Genomic DNA, 15,530 nt, shown 5'->3' on the forward strand with positions numbered 1-15,530 from the left:
TTTTATGACTAAGTGTAAAAAGGGAAATCAATTTATGATTTCCCTTTTCTTCCGTTTCTAGCGTTTATTATTGGTTTCCCTGCTTGCCCAAATGATGGTTGTAAAATTTCCAAACCGCTCCGGCCACATCCCTACCCAATTGTAAGCCTGCCACATTATCCGCTTGAATATGATATCCCCCCATCACCCGTGACATACCAGCCATGTCGGCCGCTTCGGTAAAGGTGGGAAACTTTATAATCACCGGTTCACCATAATTCGCTGGGTCGGTTTCGGTCAAAGATCCGGGAATAAGCTCCACTTCTTCACCAAAATAATCGTCTCCCGTAAAAAGCCGCAAGGCTTCCCCACATGCACCACTGACAGTGCTATGACCAGAGGTATAGCTGGGGAAAGGGGGGCAAAGAAAGGTGTCAGGGGAATAAGGGCGCCATTCTTGGCCCTTCATCGCTACTATACCTTTACCTGGACCGCCCCAAGCCTTTATTACCTGATTTTGATAGTAGTCATGAACAAGCGCATACGGTCGTGCATAGTCGTAGTACATTTTGGAGTCCCAGGAGGCGATAAAGGCATCCATGGCGGTAACCTGGGTTAGAAAGTACATTTTGACATCTTCATCCAACGTGTGGTTGTCCCTTCTGGATACGTCCTGGGCGAACTTCAACCAATGTCCCGCTTGCTGTACCGATTGTGGCCCGTCTCGCATAAACTCTACCAAGGCTTTGTCCTCATCGGTCAGGTTTGCCTGCAGGTCGATGACTTCCTTTACTTCCTTTTCCAACTGTTCGGAACCGACCATCGGAGGAGGGCCCGGGCGAAACTGATCGGCCGATTTCAAGGCAATAGGCGCTACATGCTGCCAAAAAGGTGTGAGACATCCAGGGGCATATTCCCCTCCTTTCCCATCGGAAAAATACTTGGGCTGCCAACGGTTGATATCACTGTTCTCATCTGCTGAGTTTACCGGACGATAGTTGGTATAGTCGAAATAGGGTTCGCCATCGGAGCCCTCTACTTCGCCATATTGATTGCTCCCATCATTTTTACGAGCCTCAATGACCGCTTTGGCCGCTAGATTTCCAACTCCCTGAGGGGTGTTGGGGTCTAATGAGGTGTTATCAGGATCAAGACCAAGACCTACCATCATTTTTCGAAACAGCTCCGTATCGGAATAATAATACTCCTTCATGGTTCCATAAGCAGCGTAGCTGATAGCAATTTCCTTATTCTTCAGATTCCGTTCGCTAACGGGTCTTCGCTCAACATCTGACAAATAAACCGGTATCGCCGTTTGGTCATAGCGAGACCATGCATCAAAAACGGAAATAAAGATCAGTCCCAGATAGCGTGATGTCACCGTTGGTCTAGGTTGAAAACGTTCGGTATCGTTTGCGGTGGCCTTCAAGGCCATTCCACCCCATTGGTATGCCACGTTTTCGATACCTTTTGGACCTTCTCCCTCGGATGGTTCCTGTGCACTACCTACTGAAAAACAGGTGGATGTAAACAAAACTAAAACTAAAAAAAACTTCATCTCTTTAAATTATTTACTTGGTTTTAGGGTGTGCAAAAATAATATATATATATCAATTTTTTGATGACACAGCTCTCCCCTTTCAACATGGTTGTACTCGACTTATAGCAATATCTCCATCATAAATTGATATAATTGACGCATCTGGGGTTTTCCCTGTCTTTTCCCTAACCTACCGAAGATGTAGAAGGCTATCCATAACAAAACCATGAATCCCATGAGTCCGACCTGAAGGCCATAGGATCGATCCAAGGAGGCACTGGAGTAGGCCCATATCCCCAAGATTATAAACAGGGTGGCAATCCCAAAATGAAGGAACATAAAGAAAGTCCATAACGTTGGATTCGGGCCGAACAATCCAAACAATTTACAGTTTTTCCTATCTATTTCGATGATCTCCAGATGCAGTTGTGGAGACCAGAAATGATTCATTTCCTTATTGAACTTTATAAAAACATGGTCGTCGATTCGCTTGATGAGGAAGGGTGGTTTCTTCGATTTTTCAAAGGCGGACAAATAGGTCTCCTTTTGGCCCGAAAGTTCCATTTGAAATCTTGGTCTTAATACGATATCGTTCGGAAGGACTTTCATTTCATGGCACTTAGTTGATTAAGGATGACATTCGATTTGGGAAGTCGCCATTTGCGCGACAGGTTCTGGGGACACATAAGGAATGCCCAATCCCAAACCTCGAAGTACGAAAAGGGCTCCGATAACGACTACAAAAGCAGGAATGAGCTTTCTAATTCGCTGTTTTACAGTTTCCTTTAAGAAACCACTAAAGTAGATAGCCGTGGTCATTAGAGGTATCGTACCAAGACCAAACAACATCATATACAGACTCCCCTGAGCGGCATTACCCATGGCAATGGCACCAAATAATGCCATGTAAACCAATCCACAAGGAAGAAAACCGTTCAAAAAACCGATGGTCAGAAACGTATCTGGGGTTTTCTTTTTAAGTTCCTGACCCAATCGGTTTTTTACTTTTGAGACCATCTTATAAAGGGGCTTCGATAAATTGTATTTATGAAGAGTCTTATAGGGTAGTAGTATAAATACAATCATTGATATTCCGATAATGATAGATAACCGTTGTTGCATTCCAAAAACATACAAACCTTTTCCCATCAACCCGAAAACCAATCCCATGGTTGCGTAGGCCATTAATCGACCTAGGTGATACAGCAGCGTCTGGTAAAATTTTTTATAGTGGTTCGTTCTATCGACAGGTAGCATAAACGCAATGGGGCCGCACATGCCAATACAGTGCAAGCTTCCCAAAAGTCCCAATGCGATAGCCGATAGTAACATGTTGTTTCAGATTGCTGCGAAACGAACCAAGACCATTTTGACTTGCCAGCTTGCCAACCGGAAATCGGTGGCAAGTCTTTCTTCTTGGTTCTGAATCCTTGTTTTTTTAATAGGTTATGCTCTCTTTGTGCAAATAGGACTCACCGATATACTCCCACTGCACTTTAATGTCCCAGCGACCATCTAACAAACGTTTGTCAGGTATGAGCAAATGTGTACTGGATAAACTTATGGGTAAGTCAAAATCCAGGTGTTTATTAGATGGTCTATATAGGGACACTGTTCCTTTTACATTTTTTGGTTCTACGGTCTCAGGGAAAACGATTTGTAGTCCATCAGGGGTTTTTTTCAGTTTCAATTGAAGTCCATCTTCCATGGCCTTCTTCTCCGCATCTATTTCCTGTTGATAGGCCAGTTCGGCCTTGTAATACTCTTTGGTCACCAAGTCGTGGTTAGCCCGATTTTCGGTGGCCATTCGGATTACAAAAAACAGAATGAAGCTAATAAAAGCTATGAATGCGATAACGATGGCTGTTCCCCAGTTTATTTTCATGATTTATTTTTCTTTCCTCTTATTTATAACTTCTAGGTGCTAAAAAAGCAGTGGTGGTGGTTTCAATCAATTCGTCTCCGCTGTATACCCCGACCTTTACCTTTTCCTTATCGCTTTTTATCGCGGCATTATTGATTTCTATAAAAAGGGTTCCCTCGGCCAAATCCTGGGCAGGGACCCGAAAATCCTCATTGCGTACCAATTTCACCGTACCCTTATGTGATAATAATGCAAAGTGCACGTCGTTAACATCCTTCGTAGTTTTATTCACTAATTTATAGGTGTACACATTACTGATGATATTTCCTTCCTTATGCTCGTACAACTGTCCGGGTAGTCGCAAAATGTTTGCTTCGAGCTCATTTCTAAGGAACAGCATACCGATCAGTACCCCGCTCAAGATGGTAAGCACGGCGGTGTACCCTTTCAAACGGGGAGTAAACCTAAATTTCTCCTTTTTGGTGATCTCGTCTTCACTGGCATACCGAATCAACCCTTTTGGAAGGTTTACCTTGTCCATGATAGCATCGCAAGCGTCGATACAAGCTGTGCAGTTCACGCATTCCAATTGGGTACCATTTCGAATGTCGATTCCTGTGGGACAAACGTTGACGCATTGAAAACAATCTATACAATCACCATGTCCCAAGGCTTGACGGTCTTCGTTCTTGCGAAATTTTTTCCGACCCTGCTCTCCTTCCCCCCGTTTATAATCATAGGCGACCACAATCGATTTATTATCAAGTAACACCCCTTGCATCCTGCCATACGGACAGGCGATGATACAGACCTGTTCCCGAAACCAAGCAAATACAAAATAGAATACCGCAGTAAAAATAAGTAACGGGATTAGCGTACCAACGTGCTGTAGCGGCCCATCGATGACATACTGCATCAAGCGATCACTACCGATTAAATACGCTAAAAATACGTTGGCAATTAAGAATGAAATGATAAAAAAGACAATCCACTTAATGACCCTTTTTCGAATTTTTTCGGCATTCCAAGGTTGGCGGTCTAATTTAATCTGTGCGCCGCGGTCCCCGTCGATCCAGTATTCGATGCGTCGAAAAACCATTTCCATAAAGATGGTCTGCGGGCACATCCATCCACAGAAAATGCGTCCATAGGCGACGGTGAACAAGGCGATGAAAATGACCCCGATAATCATTGAGATTACGAACAAATGAAAATCCTGTGGCCAAAATGGAAACCCAAAAATATTGAAGCGACGCTCCAACACATTAAACATCAAGAACTGATTTCCGTTGACTTTGATGAATGGCGCGGCGAACAGAAAAGCCAACAGGAAATAGCTCACGTACTTGCGATACTCATAAAACTTGCCACTTGGTTTTTTAGGGAATATCCATGCACGTTTGCCTTCTTCGTCGATGGTACCGATAGAATCCCTAAAGTTGTCCTGGTTCTGTGTCATTTTCGCCGCCTATACGATTCTGTTGAACGTTTGGGGTACAATCAATTTACTTCCTTATGCCCGCTTAAGCTTAGGGTCGCTCTATAACGGTTCCTTCTTCATCAATTGTTTTTTTGAACTCCAAAGTATCTATCTCAACGTTGATTTTTACGGAATCAACCGCGGGAGCTGCTGTTTCCATATGGGGATCGACCCAAATATCACCCTCGGGCGCTTTCGGATTTGCAGGCGTGGAACCTTGGAACGTTAGAACATAGCTGGCAACTTGGGCCATCTCCGCAGGTTTAAGGCTTTGTTTCCAAGCGACCATTCCCTTCCCGTCACGGCCACCCTCGGAAATAGTATTAAAAACATTCTTGATGCCACCACCCAAAATCCAGTTTGGATCAGTGAGATTGGGGCCGATTCCTCCTCCGCCATCTGCCATATGACAGACTACGCAATTGGTCTCAAAAATCGCTTTTCCGGCACTTAAATCAGAGGCATCGGTCAGTAATTCCACCGTATTGACATCCACCAAGTCCTTGGCATTCTTTTTATATTCAGCGATCTCGGCCTCGGCTATCGTGACCTCGGTCAGGTATTCCGTATCTTGATCGTAATCACCGAATACATGAAAGCGTGCCAAGTAAACTACCCCGAAAACAATGGTTGCATAGAACATGTACACCCACCATGGCGGGAGCTTGTTATCCAATTCGCGGATACCATCATAATTGTGGTCCAAAATAATCTCGCCCTCGGCTTCAATAGGTTTGGATCCCAATAATTTTTGATACATTTTCTTGCCCCACTTCCACTCCCAAGCCTTGGATTTGGACTCCAAATAGCGCTCTTTGGCCTCTTCCGATAACGTTTGAAACATGATGTTCTCAACAGACTGCAATATCAGTGCTATGGCGATTAACAATAGAAACGCCATCAGCATAAAAAACTGCGCTTCAGGGTATTTAATGATCGCAGGTTGGTCGCCAGAGTCTATAAAGTACTCCATCAATCCCCAGATGAGGAATAATAGTACGGGGATTTTAATCCACCAGGTCGAGCTATTTTTCATTTTATTGATTTTTATGGTTGTCTTTTTAGGAGCAATTGAAGAAAATTGAATTTCTAAATTCCGATTCTTACATTTTCTTTTATCTATTTTCTATATCGGTCTCATCCAACGGAATCTCACTTACCTCTTTGATATGTGCCTTGGAAGCGGTTAACACCCACCAAAACAGCACTGCAAAAAACACAAAGAAGATGAGCAACGATATCATGGGATAGGTAGCCACCCCGTCGATGGTTTCCATATAACCCTTTACAAATTTTAGCATGTTTTTCTTTTTTATTAGAGAAGAGAGTATAGAATGGAGACCTCATTCCTACGGTCGGTTTTCTATTCTCTTTTTTCTCTGTTCTACCTTTTTATTTATTCTCCGACAATAATTCTTCGGTTTCCTTGACCTTGATATCCGTACCCAATCGTTGTAGGTAAGCGATCATGGCAACGATTTCGCGATTTTTCATTTCTATGAAAGGTTCGCCGTTTTCCTCGGCATACTTCTTATCGGCTTCGTAGCTTTTCGCAAAATCGGGATCGGAGTACAGGTTTTTCTCAATTTGGGTGGCCTGTTCATCCATTGAGGTTTCAGCGTTTGCAATATCCTCTTCTGTGTAAGGTACGCCCAGGCTCACCATCGCCTCCATCTTATCTTTGATCGCACTACGGTCGTGTTCGTTTCGTACCAACCAGGAATAGGAAGGCATAATGGAACCCGAGGAAGTACTCTGTGGATCGTACATATGGTTCAAGTGCCAGTTATCGGAGTACTTGCCCCCCACCCGTAAAAGGTCTGGGCCGGTTCGCTTGCTGCCCCAAAGGAACGGATGGTCATACACGAATTCCCCTGCTTTGGCATACTCACCGTACCGCTCGACCTCACTGCGGAACGGACGAACCATTTGCGAGTGACAACCGACACATCCTTCACGAATGTAGAGGTCCCTACCCTCCAGTTCCAGAGGAGTATAGGGAGTAACACTGGTAATGGTCGGGATATTCGATTTGACCAGCAGTGTGGGTACAATTTGAATAATACCTCCTATCAAAATGGCAACCGTGGCCAAGATGGTCAACTGAATGGGCTTCCGTTCCAACCAGGTGTGGAACGTCTCCCCTACTGTTCGTTTGGAAGATACCCGTGTAAGGGCAGCGGCCTCTGCCAATTCATCTTCTACCTTACCACCGGCTTTTATCGTTATTACTACATTGTAAACCATCACACAGGCGCCGATGATGTACATGGAACCTCCGATGGCCCGCATCCAATACATGGGCATGATCTCATTGACCGTTTCCAGGAAATTGCCATACACCAAGCTTCCGTCGGGATTAAAGTCTTTCCACATCAAAGCTTGGGTAAAGCCAGCTACGTACATCGGTAGCGCATACAAAATGATACCGAGGGTACCGATCCAGAAATGGAAGTTGGCCAGACCCACTGATGCCAACCGGGTCTTGAACATTTTGGGTACTAACCAATAAATCATCCCGAAGGTTAAAAAACCGTTCCAAGCCAGAGCACCAACATGCACGTGAGCGATGATCCAGTCGCTGAAGTGGGCAATGGCGTTCACGTTTTTAAGCGATAACATAGGCCCCTCAAAAGTAGCCATACCATAACCTGTAATCGCTACTACCATAAACTTTAAGGTAGGATCGGTACGTACCTTGTCCCATGCACCTCGAAGGGTCAAAAGACCGTTGATCATACCTCCCCAGGAAGGGGCAATCAGCATCACCGAAAAGGCAACCCCTAGGTTTTGGGCCCAATCAGGCAAGGCCGAATACAATAAGTGGTGTGGGCCCGCCCAGATATAGATGAAAATCAAAGACCAGAAGTGCACGATCGAGAGACGATATGAATAGACGGGACGATTGGCCGCCTTGGGCACAAAATAGTACATCAAGCCCAGGAATGGGGTAGTCAAGAAAAATGCCACCGCATTGTGACCATACCACCACTGTACCAGTGCGTCCTGAACCCCAGCATATACCGAATAACTTTTAAGGGCATTGACCGGTAGTTCCAGACTGTTGAAAATATGGAGTACGGCGACCGTTACGATAGTGGCCAGGTAGAACCAAATGGCAACATAAAGATGCCGTTGGCGTCTCTTGAGCATGGTTCCTATGAAATTAATGGCAAAAACTACCCATATGAGAGTAATGGCGATATCAATGGGCCATTCCAATTCGGCATATTCCTTGGACGTTGTATATCCAAGGGGAAGCGTAATTGCGGCAGCCACAATAATCAGTTGCCAGCCCCAAAAATTAATCTTACTCAAGGTATCGTTGAACATGCGTGCCTTGAGCAGCCGCTGAGTAGAATAATACACCCCGGCGAACATTGCGTTGCCTACGAAAGCGAAGATGACTGCATTGGTATGCAACGGCCTTAAGCGCCCGAAACTCAACCATGAAATACCATCGGTCATGTTGGGGAACAAAAACATGAGTGCCAAAATGAGCCCTACCAAAAACCCTACGATACCCCACAGCATGGTCGCGTAGAGAAAATTCTTTACGATTTTATTATCGTAATAAAACTGCTGTACTTCCATAATTATACTTGTTTATTTAGTTGGATTTTCTCTTTTTTCGCCTTCTTATCGGCATCCTTCTTTTCCCTGTTGGTCGGTGCGGAAGGTCTTACCAGTTCATCTTCGAACAACATGCGCACCGACGGTGTATACGAATCATCGTACTGACCGTTTTTTACCGCCAGAATAAATGCTGTGAAAAAGATGACCGCCACCAGTATACTGATGGCCAGTAACACATAAATAACACTCATACCTACCTGAATTATGGTGTAAAACTAACAGACCGACAAGCCAATAAATATGACTTTTATCAGGTTTGTCATTTCCCTTTTTTTTTGTTCAACCCATTTTGTCGCGATGTCGACGTGCCGGTATACAAGAGCGTTAACAAAGCTCCCACGATGATGATATTTTTACCGATGTACTGGCCCAGCAAGGTCGGGATGAACGGGGCCGCTACGAATGAATCCTCCACAAAAAGCAAAAAGGGCGTGAACGTACAGGCCATGTGGATCAGCGCGACATAGATAGCGGTTTTTTTAAAGATGTTCAGCACAAACAACAGACCGATACCCACCTCCAGTATGGCCAAAAGAATTATCGATACTTGATCCCCAATGAAACCAAACGTCAATGCGTGTATCGTATTCTTGGCAAGGCCCTCGGCCGGACTCACCTCTGGAAAGAATTTGAGAAAGCCGAACCACAGATATACGACACCGATTGAAATGGCCAAAAGGGTATTCCGACCTTTAATCCGTTCAACAATCCATTTCTGATAGAACCTACTGAGTATTTTCATAGTTGTCTGGTTTGGTCTATGTTAGCTTTTTTCCTATTAAATTGGTTAGTACGGTCGTGAACAGTACCACGCTAATAGAACTAAGGGGCATCAAGATTGCCGCGATTACCGGTTGCAATTGTCCGGTTACGGCAAAGTAAAGTCCAATTACATTGTACAATAGTGATAACACAAAACTTAGCTTTATGATTTTCATCGCCTTCCTCGAAGCTAGGAGGTAGCTGTAGAGTTGTTGGAACTTCGAGGCATCCAAAATACCATCGCAGGCGGGAGAGAACACATTCACATTTTCAGAAATGGCAATTCCCACTTCGGCCTGGGCCAAGGCACCTGCATCATTAAGTCCGTCACCAACCATTAAAACCTTCTTTCCTTGGGTCTGCAGCGATTCGATAAAGGTGAGCTTATCTTCCGGTTTTTGATTGAAATAGAGGGGAACGAGTTTAGGTAATAGCTCTTCCAAGCGTGTTTTTTCACCTTCATTGTCACCCGATAGAATGGCTAAATCCAAGTTCTTTGACATAGTTCTAAAAACATCGGAGACCCCTTTTCGATAGTGATTATGAAAAACATACCGGCCTTTATAAGTGTCATTACTACTAATGTGCACCGAAGTGTTCAACGAATCGTTGGTATGCTGTTGCCCAACAAACTCGGCGGAACCGATTTTCATATGTTCTTTGCCGATGGTTCCTTCCACTCCCTTACCCAAGTGTTCCTCGTATTCATCCAGCGTGCTGATATTCTGTTTGGAGAGCATATCGTACAGACTACGGCTAAGCGGATGGTTCGAGGCCCTTAAGGTATTTTTTAGAAGCGATTCTTCTTCCGCTGTCAAAGGCATTCCCTCGTAGGTGGCCGTGCTTTTTTTTGCCGTAGTGATCGTACCTGTTTTATCAAAAATAGCGGTGTCTATTTGGGCCAACTGTTCAATGGTCCGGGTGTCTTTGAGATAGAACTTTTTTCGGCCAAAAATACGGAGCATGTTACCCAACGTAAATGGAGCGGCCAACGCAATAGCACAGGGGCAAGCAATAATTAGAACTGCCGTAAAAACATTCATAGCCTTAGCAGGATCATGATAGAGCCAATAGGATGTTGCCACGGCAGCAATCGAAAGGACGGCAAGGGTAAAACGTTTTCCAATACTATCGGTCAAGGTTTGGAACTTGCCCGCCTTATCGGTTTGAAATACCGAATTGCTCCATAGTTGGGTCAAATAACTCTGGGAGACCGATTTCAAGGCTTCCATTTCGATGGCGCCCTGCAGTTGTTTTCCTCCAGCGAAAACTTTGTCGCCTGATCGCTTGCGCACCGGCTCTGATTCCCCCGTGACGAAACTGTAGTCGATTCGGGCACTATCGCTCATCAATATCCCATCTACCGGAATCAGCTCTTCGTTACGAATCAACAAACGGTCTCCTTGTTTGATCTCGTTTACTTGGGTAGTCTTCTCTTTCCCTTCCGAAGTAATCCTTGTGACCGCTATCGGAAAATAGGACTTATAATCCCGTTCAAACGATAGGAACGAATAGGTTTTTTGCTGGAAGAACTTTCCGAGGAGCAAGAAGAATACCAATCCCGTAAGGCTGTCAAAAAAACCAGGGCCCCAATCAAAAATGATTTCAACCGTGCTCCTTAGGAATAACACCAGAATACCCAATGCTATGGGTACATCGATATTCAGCAGATGGGCGCGCAGCCCTTTATAGGCAGCGATAAAATAGCCACTCCCGGCATAAAAAACAACCGGAATCGAAAAAGCGAACATGAGCCAGCGAAAGACACTTTCGTATTGGTTCAACCAATATTCGCCCCCTGAAGCATGGTTTGATGATAAATCGAAATACTCGGGAAACGAAAGGAACATGACGTTGCCGAAAGCAAATCCCGCCACTCCTAGCTTGTAGATCAAACTACGATCGGCCCCTTTCTTTTTGTTATCGAAATCATCCAGGGAAATATAAGGTTCATATCCGATTCGCGCGAGGAGCAGGACCACTTCTTTCAAGGATATTTGGGAACTGTTGTAGGTAACGCGAACCGTCTTTTTTGGAAAATCTACCTGGGCAAGCGAAATATTCGGATTCAATTTGTTCAGGTTTTCCAGCACCCAGATACAGGAACTACAATGTATATGTGGAATATATAGGTTGACTATCTGTAAATCTTCATCATTGAACTCCGTTAGTTTTTCAACAATGGCATCGGATTCGAGAAAATCGTATTTTCCCTCGATGGCTTTGGGGGAGGCTCCGGCTGCCGTTTGCAAATCATAATAGTACGTAAGGTCATTGCTGGAAAAAATCTCGTAGACCGTCTTGCATCCATTGCAGCAGAAATTCTTATCATCGAATTCCACTCGAACAGGATAGCAGTCGTCACCGCAATGATAACATTCGTGTTTAGCCATTATTACATTTGATCATACCTGGCACAAAGTTGAAACCCACCATTTTTTTAAAGTATGATATTTGTCAGTTTTTGAATATATTCTTAATATTACCTTTATAAGTCAGGTAAATACTTACATTATGGGCAACGAGTTCGAGAGTAGATGTGAAAACTGTATCGTACGACAATTCAACGCTTTACGGGCCATGAACAAGGAAGAACTCAAAAAGGTCTCCGATTCAAAAATCACCAAAAAACTCAAAAAAGGGGAGGCACTCTTTGAGGAAGGGGAAAAACTCGATGGTGTGTTCTGTGTTCGCAACGGGGTTTCAAAACTTTCCAAATTAAGCGCCAATGGCAAAGATCAAATCGTAAAACTGGCTACCAAAGGCGAGGTCATCGGCCAGCGTTCGGTAATTGCGGAAGAATCTACCAACCTAAGTGCGGTGGCGGTAAATGACATGGAGGTGTGTTTTATACCAAAAGATAACATTGTGACCACTCTGAATGCCAACCCTGCCTTTACGGTCGAAGTACTGAGGCATATGGCCCATGACCTGCGGGAAGCCGATGATGTAATCGTTAATATTTCCCAAAAAACGGTGAAGCAAAGGGTCGCGGAAGCCTTTCTCTATCTCAAAAATAATTTCGGGGAAGATGCCGATGGTTTTCTCGCTTTGACCCTTTCCAGGGAAGATATTGCCAACGTGGTGGGTACTGCAACCGAATCCTGTATCCGGATTATTTCGGAATTTAAGAAGAAAGGGTACATCAAAACCTCGGGTAAAAAAATTGGCATCGCAGAAGAGCGAAAATTGCTTGATTTGGTAGAAGGATTTTGAGAATAAAAGCGACTCCCGACAGCTAATACCTCAGCTACGTAAGGCATAATCATAAAAAAGTCCGAATTTGGGATATTCGGACTTTTTCATTTACATTTTTGGGAGCGGCTACACTCAAGGCAGCTCCGTTTGCTTGGTCGTTCGGTCAACGAATCGATACTCTTGGCTGTGAAGCATTTTTTGATACAGCTCTTCATTAACATTGATAGGAACTTGCAAATTGGGAAATTTAATTCGATAATAATTATTCTTTCCCCTACCGACTACTGAAACTTTGACAGGTTGTTTTTCCATAATCTCAGAGTATTTCGTGTTAAACTATTAAAAACGTACTATTTAATAGGCTTCAAAATTGGTTCCAAAAGTTAGTTTAAAAGCTGACTTATGTCATAGTTTCAGTTTCCTTACCGTTCTATTTTTACAGTATCATTCAGCTAGAAATACCATGAAGAATATATTATTGCCCACAGACTTTTCAGAAAATGCGTGGAACGCTACCCGGTATGTTATTGAGCTTTTTCAAGATCAGCCATGTGTATTTCATCTTTTGAATACCTATACCCCCGCCATTGCGAGCAGTCGGTTTATGGCTGCCTCAATGGGTGCAAATACCATGGAAGACGGGGCACACTCGTATTCGAAAAGAGGACTTGACAAACTTTTGAAACGTATAAAGGAAACGTACGGTAATCCGCTACATACCTTTAAGACCATTTCTTCGTTCAGCATGTTGGTAGATGAAATTAGGGAGGTTGTGGAACGGGAGAATATCGATCTCGTCGTTACGGGGACCAAGGGTGCCTCGGGCTTGGAAGAGGTGTTCATGGGAAGTAATACGGTGCGTATCATCAAAGCTGTCAAAAATTGTCCGGTTCTTGCCATTCCGAATCACTTTGAGTTTACAAAACCGACCGAAATTGCCTTTGCAACCGACTTCAACCGCTTTTACACGGAATCCGAGCTTCAGCCCATCATTGATATGGCCAATGCTTTCAACGCGGTCATCAGAGTGGTTTATGTACAATACGAAATCAAGGCGCTTACCGAACTACAGCAGTTCAATCTAAATATGCTGCGCAAATACCTGAAAACCGTGGAACATTACGTTCATACGGTTTCCGAACTAAATTCGGTCTCCAAGACGCTAGAGGTTTTTACGGAGGAATTGGACATTCACCTGCTAGCCATGCTGAATTATCAGCACAGTTATGTGGAAAGAATGACTCGTGAACCTGTAGTAAAACGTATGGCTTTCCATACGCAGATACCGTTATTGGTAATCCCGGAACTCGGTATGAATATCCCTTCGAGAAATAAGAAGGAGAACGAGGTGTCTTTCTCTAGTTAAGACGTCTTCCTATCGGGTAATCTTCGTAGAAATCATCGAAAGTCTTGTCGGTCTTATAATCATCGATCAGCACCCGGTACACCATGTATACGACCATTGCCTGACCCAGTACGGTTACATAGAACACCCAATTGAAGGAAAAGCCCATACTTACCATAATGGTAACCATGATTAAAACAATGGTAGTCATCGCTACCCAGAACATTGCGGAAGTTTTCATAAAGCAGTTTTTTTCAAAACTATCGAAAATAAGACGATGTAAGTGTTAAGATTTTAGTAAAGCTTGGGACCCACTCGCCTTTTATTTACAACAGCGGTCGAGTATACGCAGGAATACTATCTACTTAACGTGAATTATTGAAGAACAAGTTTTACCCTTTAAAAAAAGGGTTTTATATTTGCGCTCCTTCCCGGACAGGCGCACGTGGCGGAATTGGTAGACGCGCTAGCTTGAGGGGCTAGTGGCCATTAGGCCGTGGAAGTTCGAGTCTTCTCGTGCGCACTTAAGACCGTCCTAAACGACGGTCTTTTTTTACTACCTACTCTAAATCCTCTCGAAGCAATACAGGTGTAACCGTCTGAAATTGCTATTTGGCATATCGGGACCTTTCAGTATCGCTTCCTATGGAGTATTCATTGGTTCACTTAAAAGACCGCACTTTTTATTGCAAACAACATTTTTGTGTGACAATTTGTTAGTATTCCATCTATTTCCGGCCTAATCTTAAAAAAAATTAACGTTCCTTACTGATAACAACTTAGATAAAATTGTAAATTTGTTCAACAAATTACCTAAAAGGATGAACAACGTTAAAAAATTCTTTAGCATTCGGGACTTGGAAAATCTCTCCGGTATAAAAGCCCACACGATAAGAATATGGGAAAAACGTTATAATCTCTTGAAACCGGAAAGAACCGAGACGAACATACGTACCTATAGTTTGGCCAGCCTACAAAAACTATTGAATGTGACCATGCTATACAATAACGGGTACAAAATCTCAAAAATAGCCCGAATAAAAGAAGAAGACATACCTCTGATGGTCAAGGAAATCGTAGCCAAAAACAGCGTTAAAAACCACGCAATCAATGCCTTTAAGCTATCCATGATCAATTTTGACCAAACATTGTTCGTCAATACCTACAACGGCCTTCTCGCGGAACGTTCGTTTCGGGAAATATTCAGTGAAGTGTTTATCCCTTTGCTAAACGAACTGGGTCTTTTATGGCAAACCGATACCATAAGTCCGGCGCATGAGCATTTCGTTACGGGCTTGATCAAGCAGAAAATTCAGACCAATACGGAAAAACTGCAGCATCTTGAACCTACGAAAACCGATAAGGTGTTCGTGCCATTTCTTCCTGAGAATGAAATTCATGAGATAGGTTTGCTTTATGTCAATTATGAGATTGTGTTGCGTGGTTACAAATCCATTTATTTAGGCCAGACCATTCCCATGGAGAACTTGAAGGACGTGATGAAATATTTTGACAATCTTTATTTCCTGTCTTACTTTACGGTGGTCCCTACCAAAGACCATATCAACAAATACGTGGCGGATTTTCATAAGATGGCCCAAGAAAACAACACTACTTCCAAATTATGGATTCTTGGTCGCCAAAACCAGTATTTGGATGAAAAAACATTGCCCGATTGCGTGAAAACCTTTACCTCGATTCAACGGGTCATAGAAGAATTATAACG

General features: G+C 43.6%; 15 protein-coding genes and 1 tRNA gene. 4 read left to right on the top strand and 12 right to left on the bottom strand.

What is annotated here, in order from left to right; all coding sequences use genetic code 11:
• Positions 1 to 67: 67 nt before the first annotated feature.
• From FK220_RS00240 to FK220_RS00290, 11 genes are all read right to left on the bottom strand, one after another.
• Positions 68 to 1,537 carry a vanadium-dependent haloperoxidase gene (locus FK220_RS00240; RefSeq protein WP_152572282.1) on the bottom strand — a complete coding sequence of 490 codons (1,470 nt, stop codon included), beginning with the start codon at positions 1,535 to 1,537 and terminating at the stop codon, positions 68 to 70.
• Positions 1,538 to 1,639: 102 nt separating this feature from the next.
• On the bottom strand, positions 1,640 to 2,128 hold the full coding sequence (locus FK220_RS00245; RefSeq protein WP_152572283.1) for a GTP-binding protein: 489 nt from the start codon (positions 2,126 to 2,128) through the stop codon (positions 1,640 to 1,642).
• A gap of 18 nt (positions 2,129 to 2,146) precedes the next feature.
• Positions 2,147 to 2,851: a sulfite exporter TauE/SafE family protein gene (locus FK220_RS00250; protein WP_152572284.1), complete on the bottom strand. Its 705-nt coding sequence runs from the start codon at positions 2,849 to 2,851 to the stop codon at positions 2,147 to 2,149.
• Between the two features lie 106 nt (positions 2,852 to 2,957).
• Complete coding sequence (locus FK220_RS00255; protein ID WP_152572285.1) at positions 2,958 to 3,404, bottom strand: FixH family protein; 447 nt, start codon at positions 3,402 to 3,404, stop codon at positions 2,958 to 2,960.
• Between the two features lie 19 nt (positions 3,405 to 3,423).
• Positions 3,424 to 4,842 carry a cytochrome c oxidase accessory protein CcoG gene (gene ccoG, locus FK220_RS00260; protein ID WP_152572286.1) on the bottom strand — a complete coding sequence of 473 codons (1,419 nt, stop codon included), beginning with the start codon at positions 4,840 to 4,842 and terminating at the stop codon, positions 3,424 to 3,426.
• Between the two features lie 70 nt (positions 4,843 to 4,912).
• Positions 4,913 to 5,899 carry a cbb3-type cytochrome c oxidase N-terminal domain-containing protein gene (locus FK220_RS00265; protein WP_152572287.1) on the bottom strand — a complete coding sequence of 329 codons (987 nt, stop codon included), beginning with the start codon at positions 5,897 to 5,899 and terminating at the stop codon, positions 4,913 to 4,915.
• 79 nt (positions 5,900 to 5,978) lie between these two features.
• Positions 5,979 to 6,164 (bottom strand): CcoQ/FixQ family Cbb3-type cytochrome c oxidase assembly chaperone, encoded by a 186-nt coding sequence (locus FK220_RS00270; RefSeq protein WP_152572288.1) that lies wholly within the window; start codon positions 6,162 to 6,164, stop codon positions 5,979 to 5,981.
• A 91-nt stretch (positions 6,165 to 6,255) separates the two neighbouring features.
• A complete protein-coding gene (ccoN, locus tag FK220_RS00275; RefSeq protein ID WP_152572289.1) occupies positions 6,256 to 8,457 on the bottom strand; it encodes a cytochrome-c oxidase, cbb3-type subunit I in 2,202 nt (733 codons plus the stop codon).
• 2 nt (positions 8,458 to 8,459) lie between these two features.
• Positions 8,460 to 8,690 carry a cbb3-type cytochrome oxidase assembly protein CcoS gene (gene ccoS, locus FK220_RS00280; protein WP_152572290.1) on the bottom strand — a complete coding sequence of 77 codons (231 nt, stop codon included), beginning with the start codon at positions 8,688 to 8,690 and terminating at the stop codon, positions 8,460 to 8,462.
• Between the two features lie 68 nt (positions 8,691 to 8,758).
• The gene (locus FK220_RS00285) at positions 8,759 to 9,241 is read right to left on the bottom strand and encodes a hypothetical protein (protein WP_238718853.1); all 483 of its coding nucleotides are present in this window, start codon (positions 9,239 to 9,241) and stop codon (positions 8,759 to 8,761) included.
• Positions 9,242 to 9,257: 16 nt separating this feature from the next.
• On the bottom strand, positions 9,258 to 11,654 hold the full coding sequence (locus FK220_RS00290; RefSeq protein ID WP_152572291.1) for a heavy metal translocating P-type ATPase: 2,397 nt from the start codon (positions 11,652 to 11,654) through the stop codon (positions 9,258 to 9,260).
• A 121-nt stretch (positions 11,655 to 11,775) separates the two neighbouring features.
• Between FK220_RS00290 and FK220_RS00295 the strand changes: the two genes are divergently transcribed.
• Both FK220_RS00295 and FK220_RS00300 read left to right on the top strand, forming a co-directional pair.
• The gene (locus FK220_RS00295; protein WP_238718854.1) at positions 11,776 to 12,477 is read left to right on the top strand and encodes a Crp/Fnr family transcriptional regulator; all 702 of its coding nucleotides are present in this window, start codon (positions 11,776 to 11,778) and stop codon (positions 12,475 to 12,477) included.
• Positions 12,478 to 12,922: 445 nt separating this feature from the next.
• Complete coding sequence (locus FK220_RS00300) at positions 12,923 to 13,825, top strand: universal stress protein (RefSeq protein WP_152572293.1); 903 nt, start codon at positions 12,923 to 12,925, stop codon at positions 13,823 to 13,825.
• On the opposite strand, the gene FK220_RS00305 is transcribed toward FK220_RS00300, so the two are convergent.
• Entirely contained in the window at positions 13,818 to 14,045 is a 228-nt protein-coding gene (locus FK220_RS00305; RefSeq protein WP_152572294.1) for a hypothetical protein, read from the bottom strand. The genes FK220_RS00300 and FK220_RS00305 overlap by 8 nt on opposite strands.
• A 198-nt stretch (positions 14,046 to 14,243) precedes the next feature.
• Here FK220_RS00305 and FK220_RS00310 point away from each other — a divergent pair.
• Both FK220_RS00310 and FK220_RS00315 read left to right on the top strand, forming a co-directional pair.
• Positions 14,244 to 14,327, top strand: a tRNA-Leu gene (locus FK220_RS00310).
• 298 nt (positions 14,328 to 14,625) lie between these two features.
• A complete protein-coding gene (locus FK220_RS00315) occupies positions 14,626 to 15,528 on the top strand; it encodes a MerR family transcriptional regulator (protein WP_152572295.1) in 903 nt (300 codons plus the stop codon).
• Positions 15,529 to 15,530 lie beyond the last annotated feature (2 nt).

The organism is Pelagihabitans pacificus, from assembly GCF_009371985.2.
Classification (GTDB): Bacteria; Bacteroidota; Bacteroidia; order Flavobacteriales; family Flavobacteriaceae; genus Pelagihabitans; species Pelagihabitans pacificus.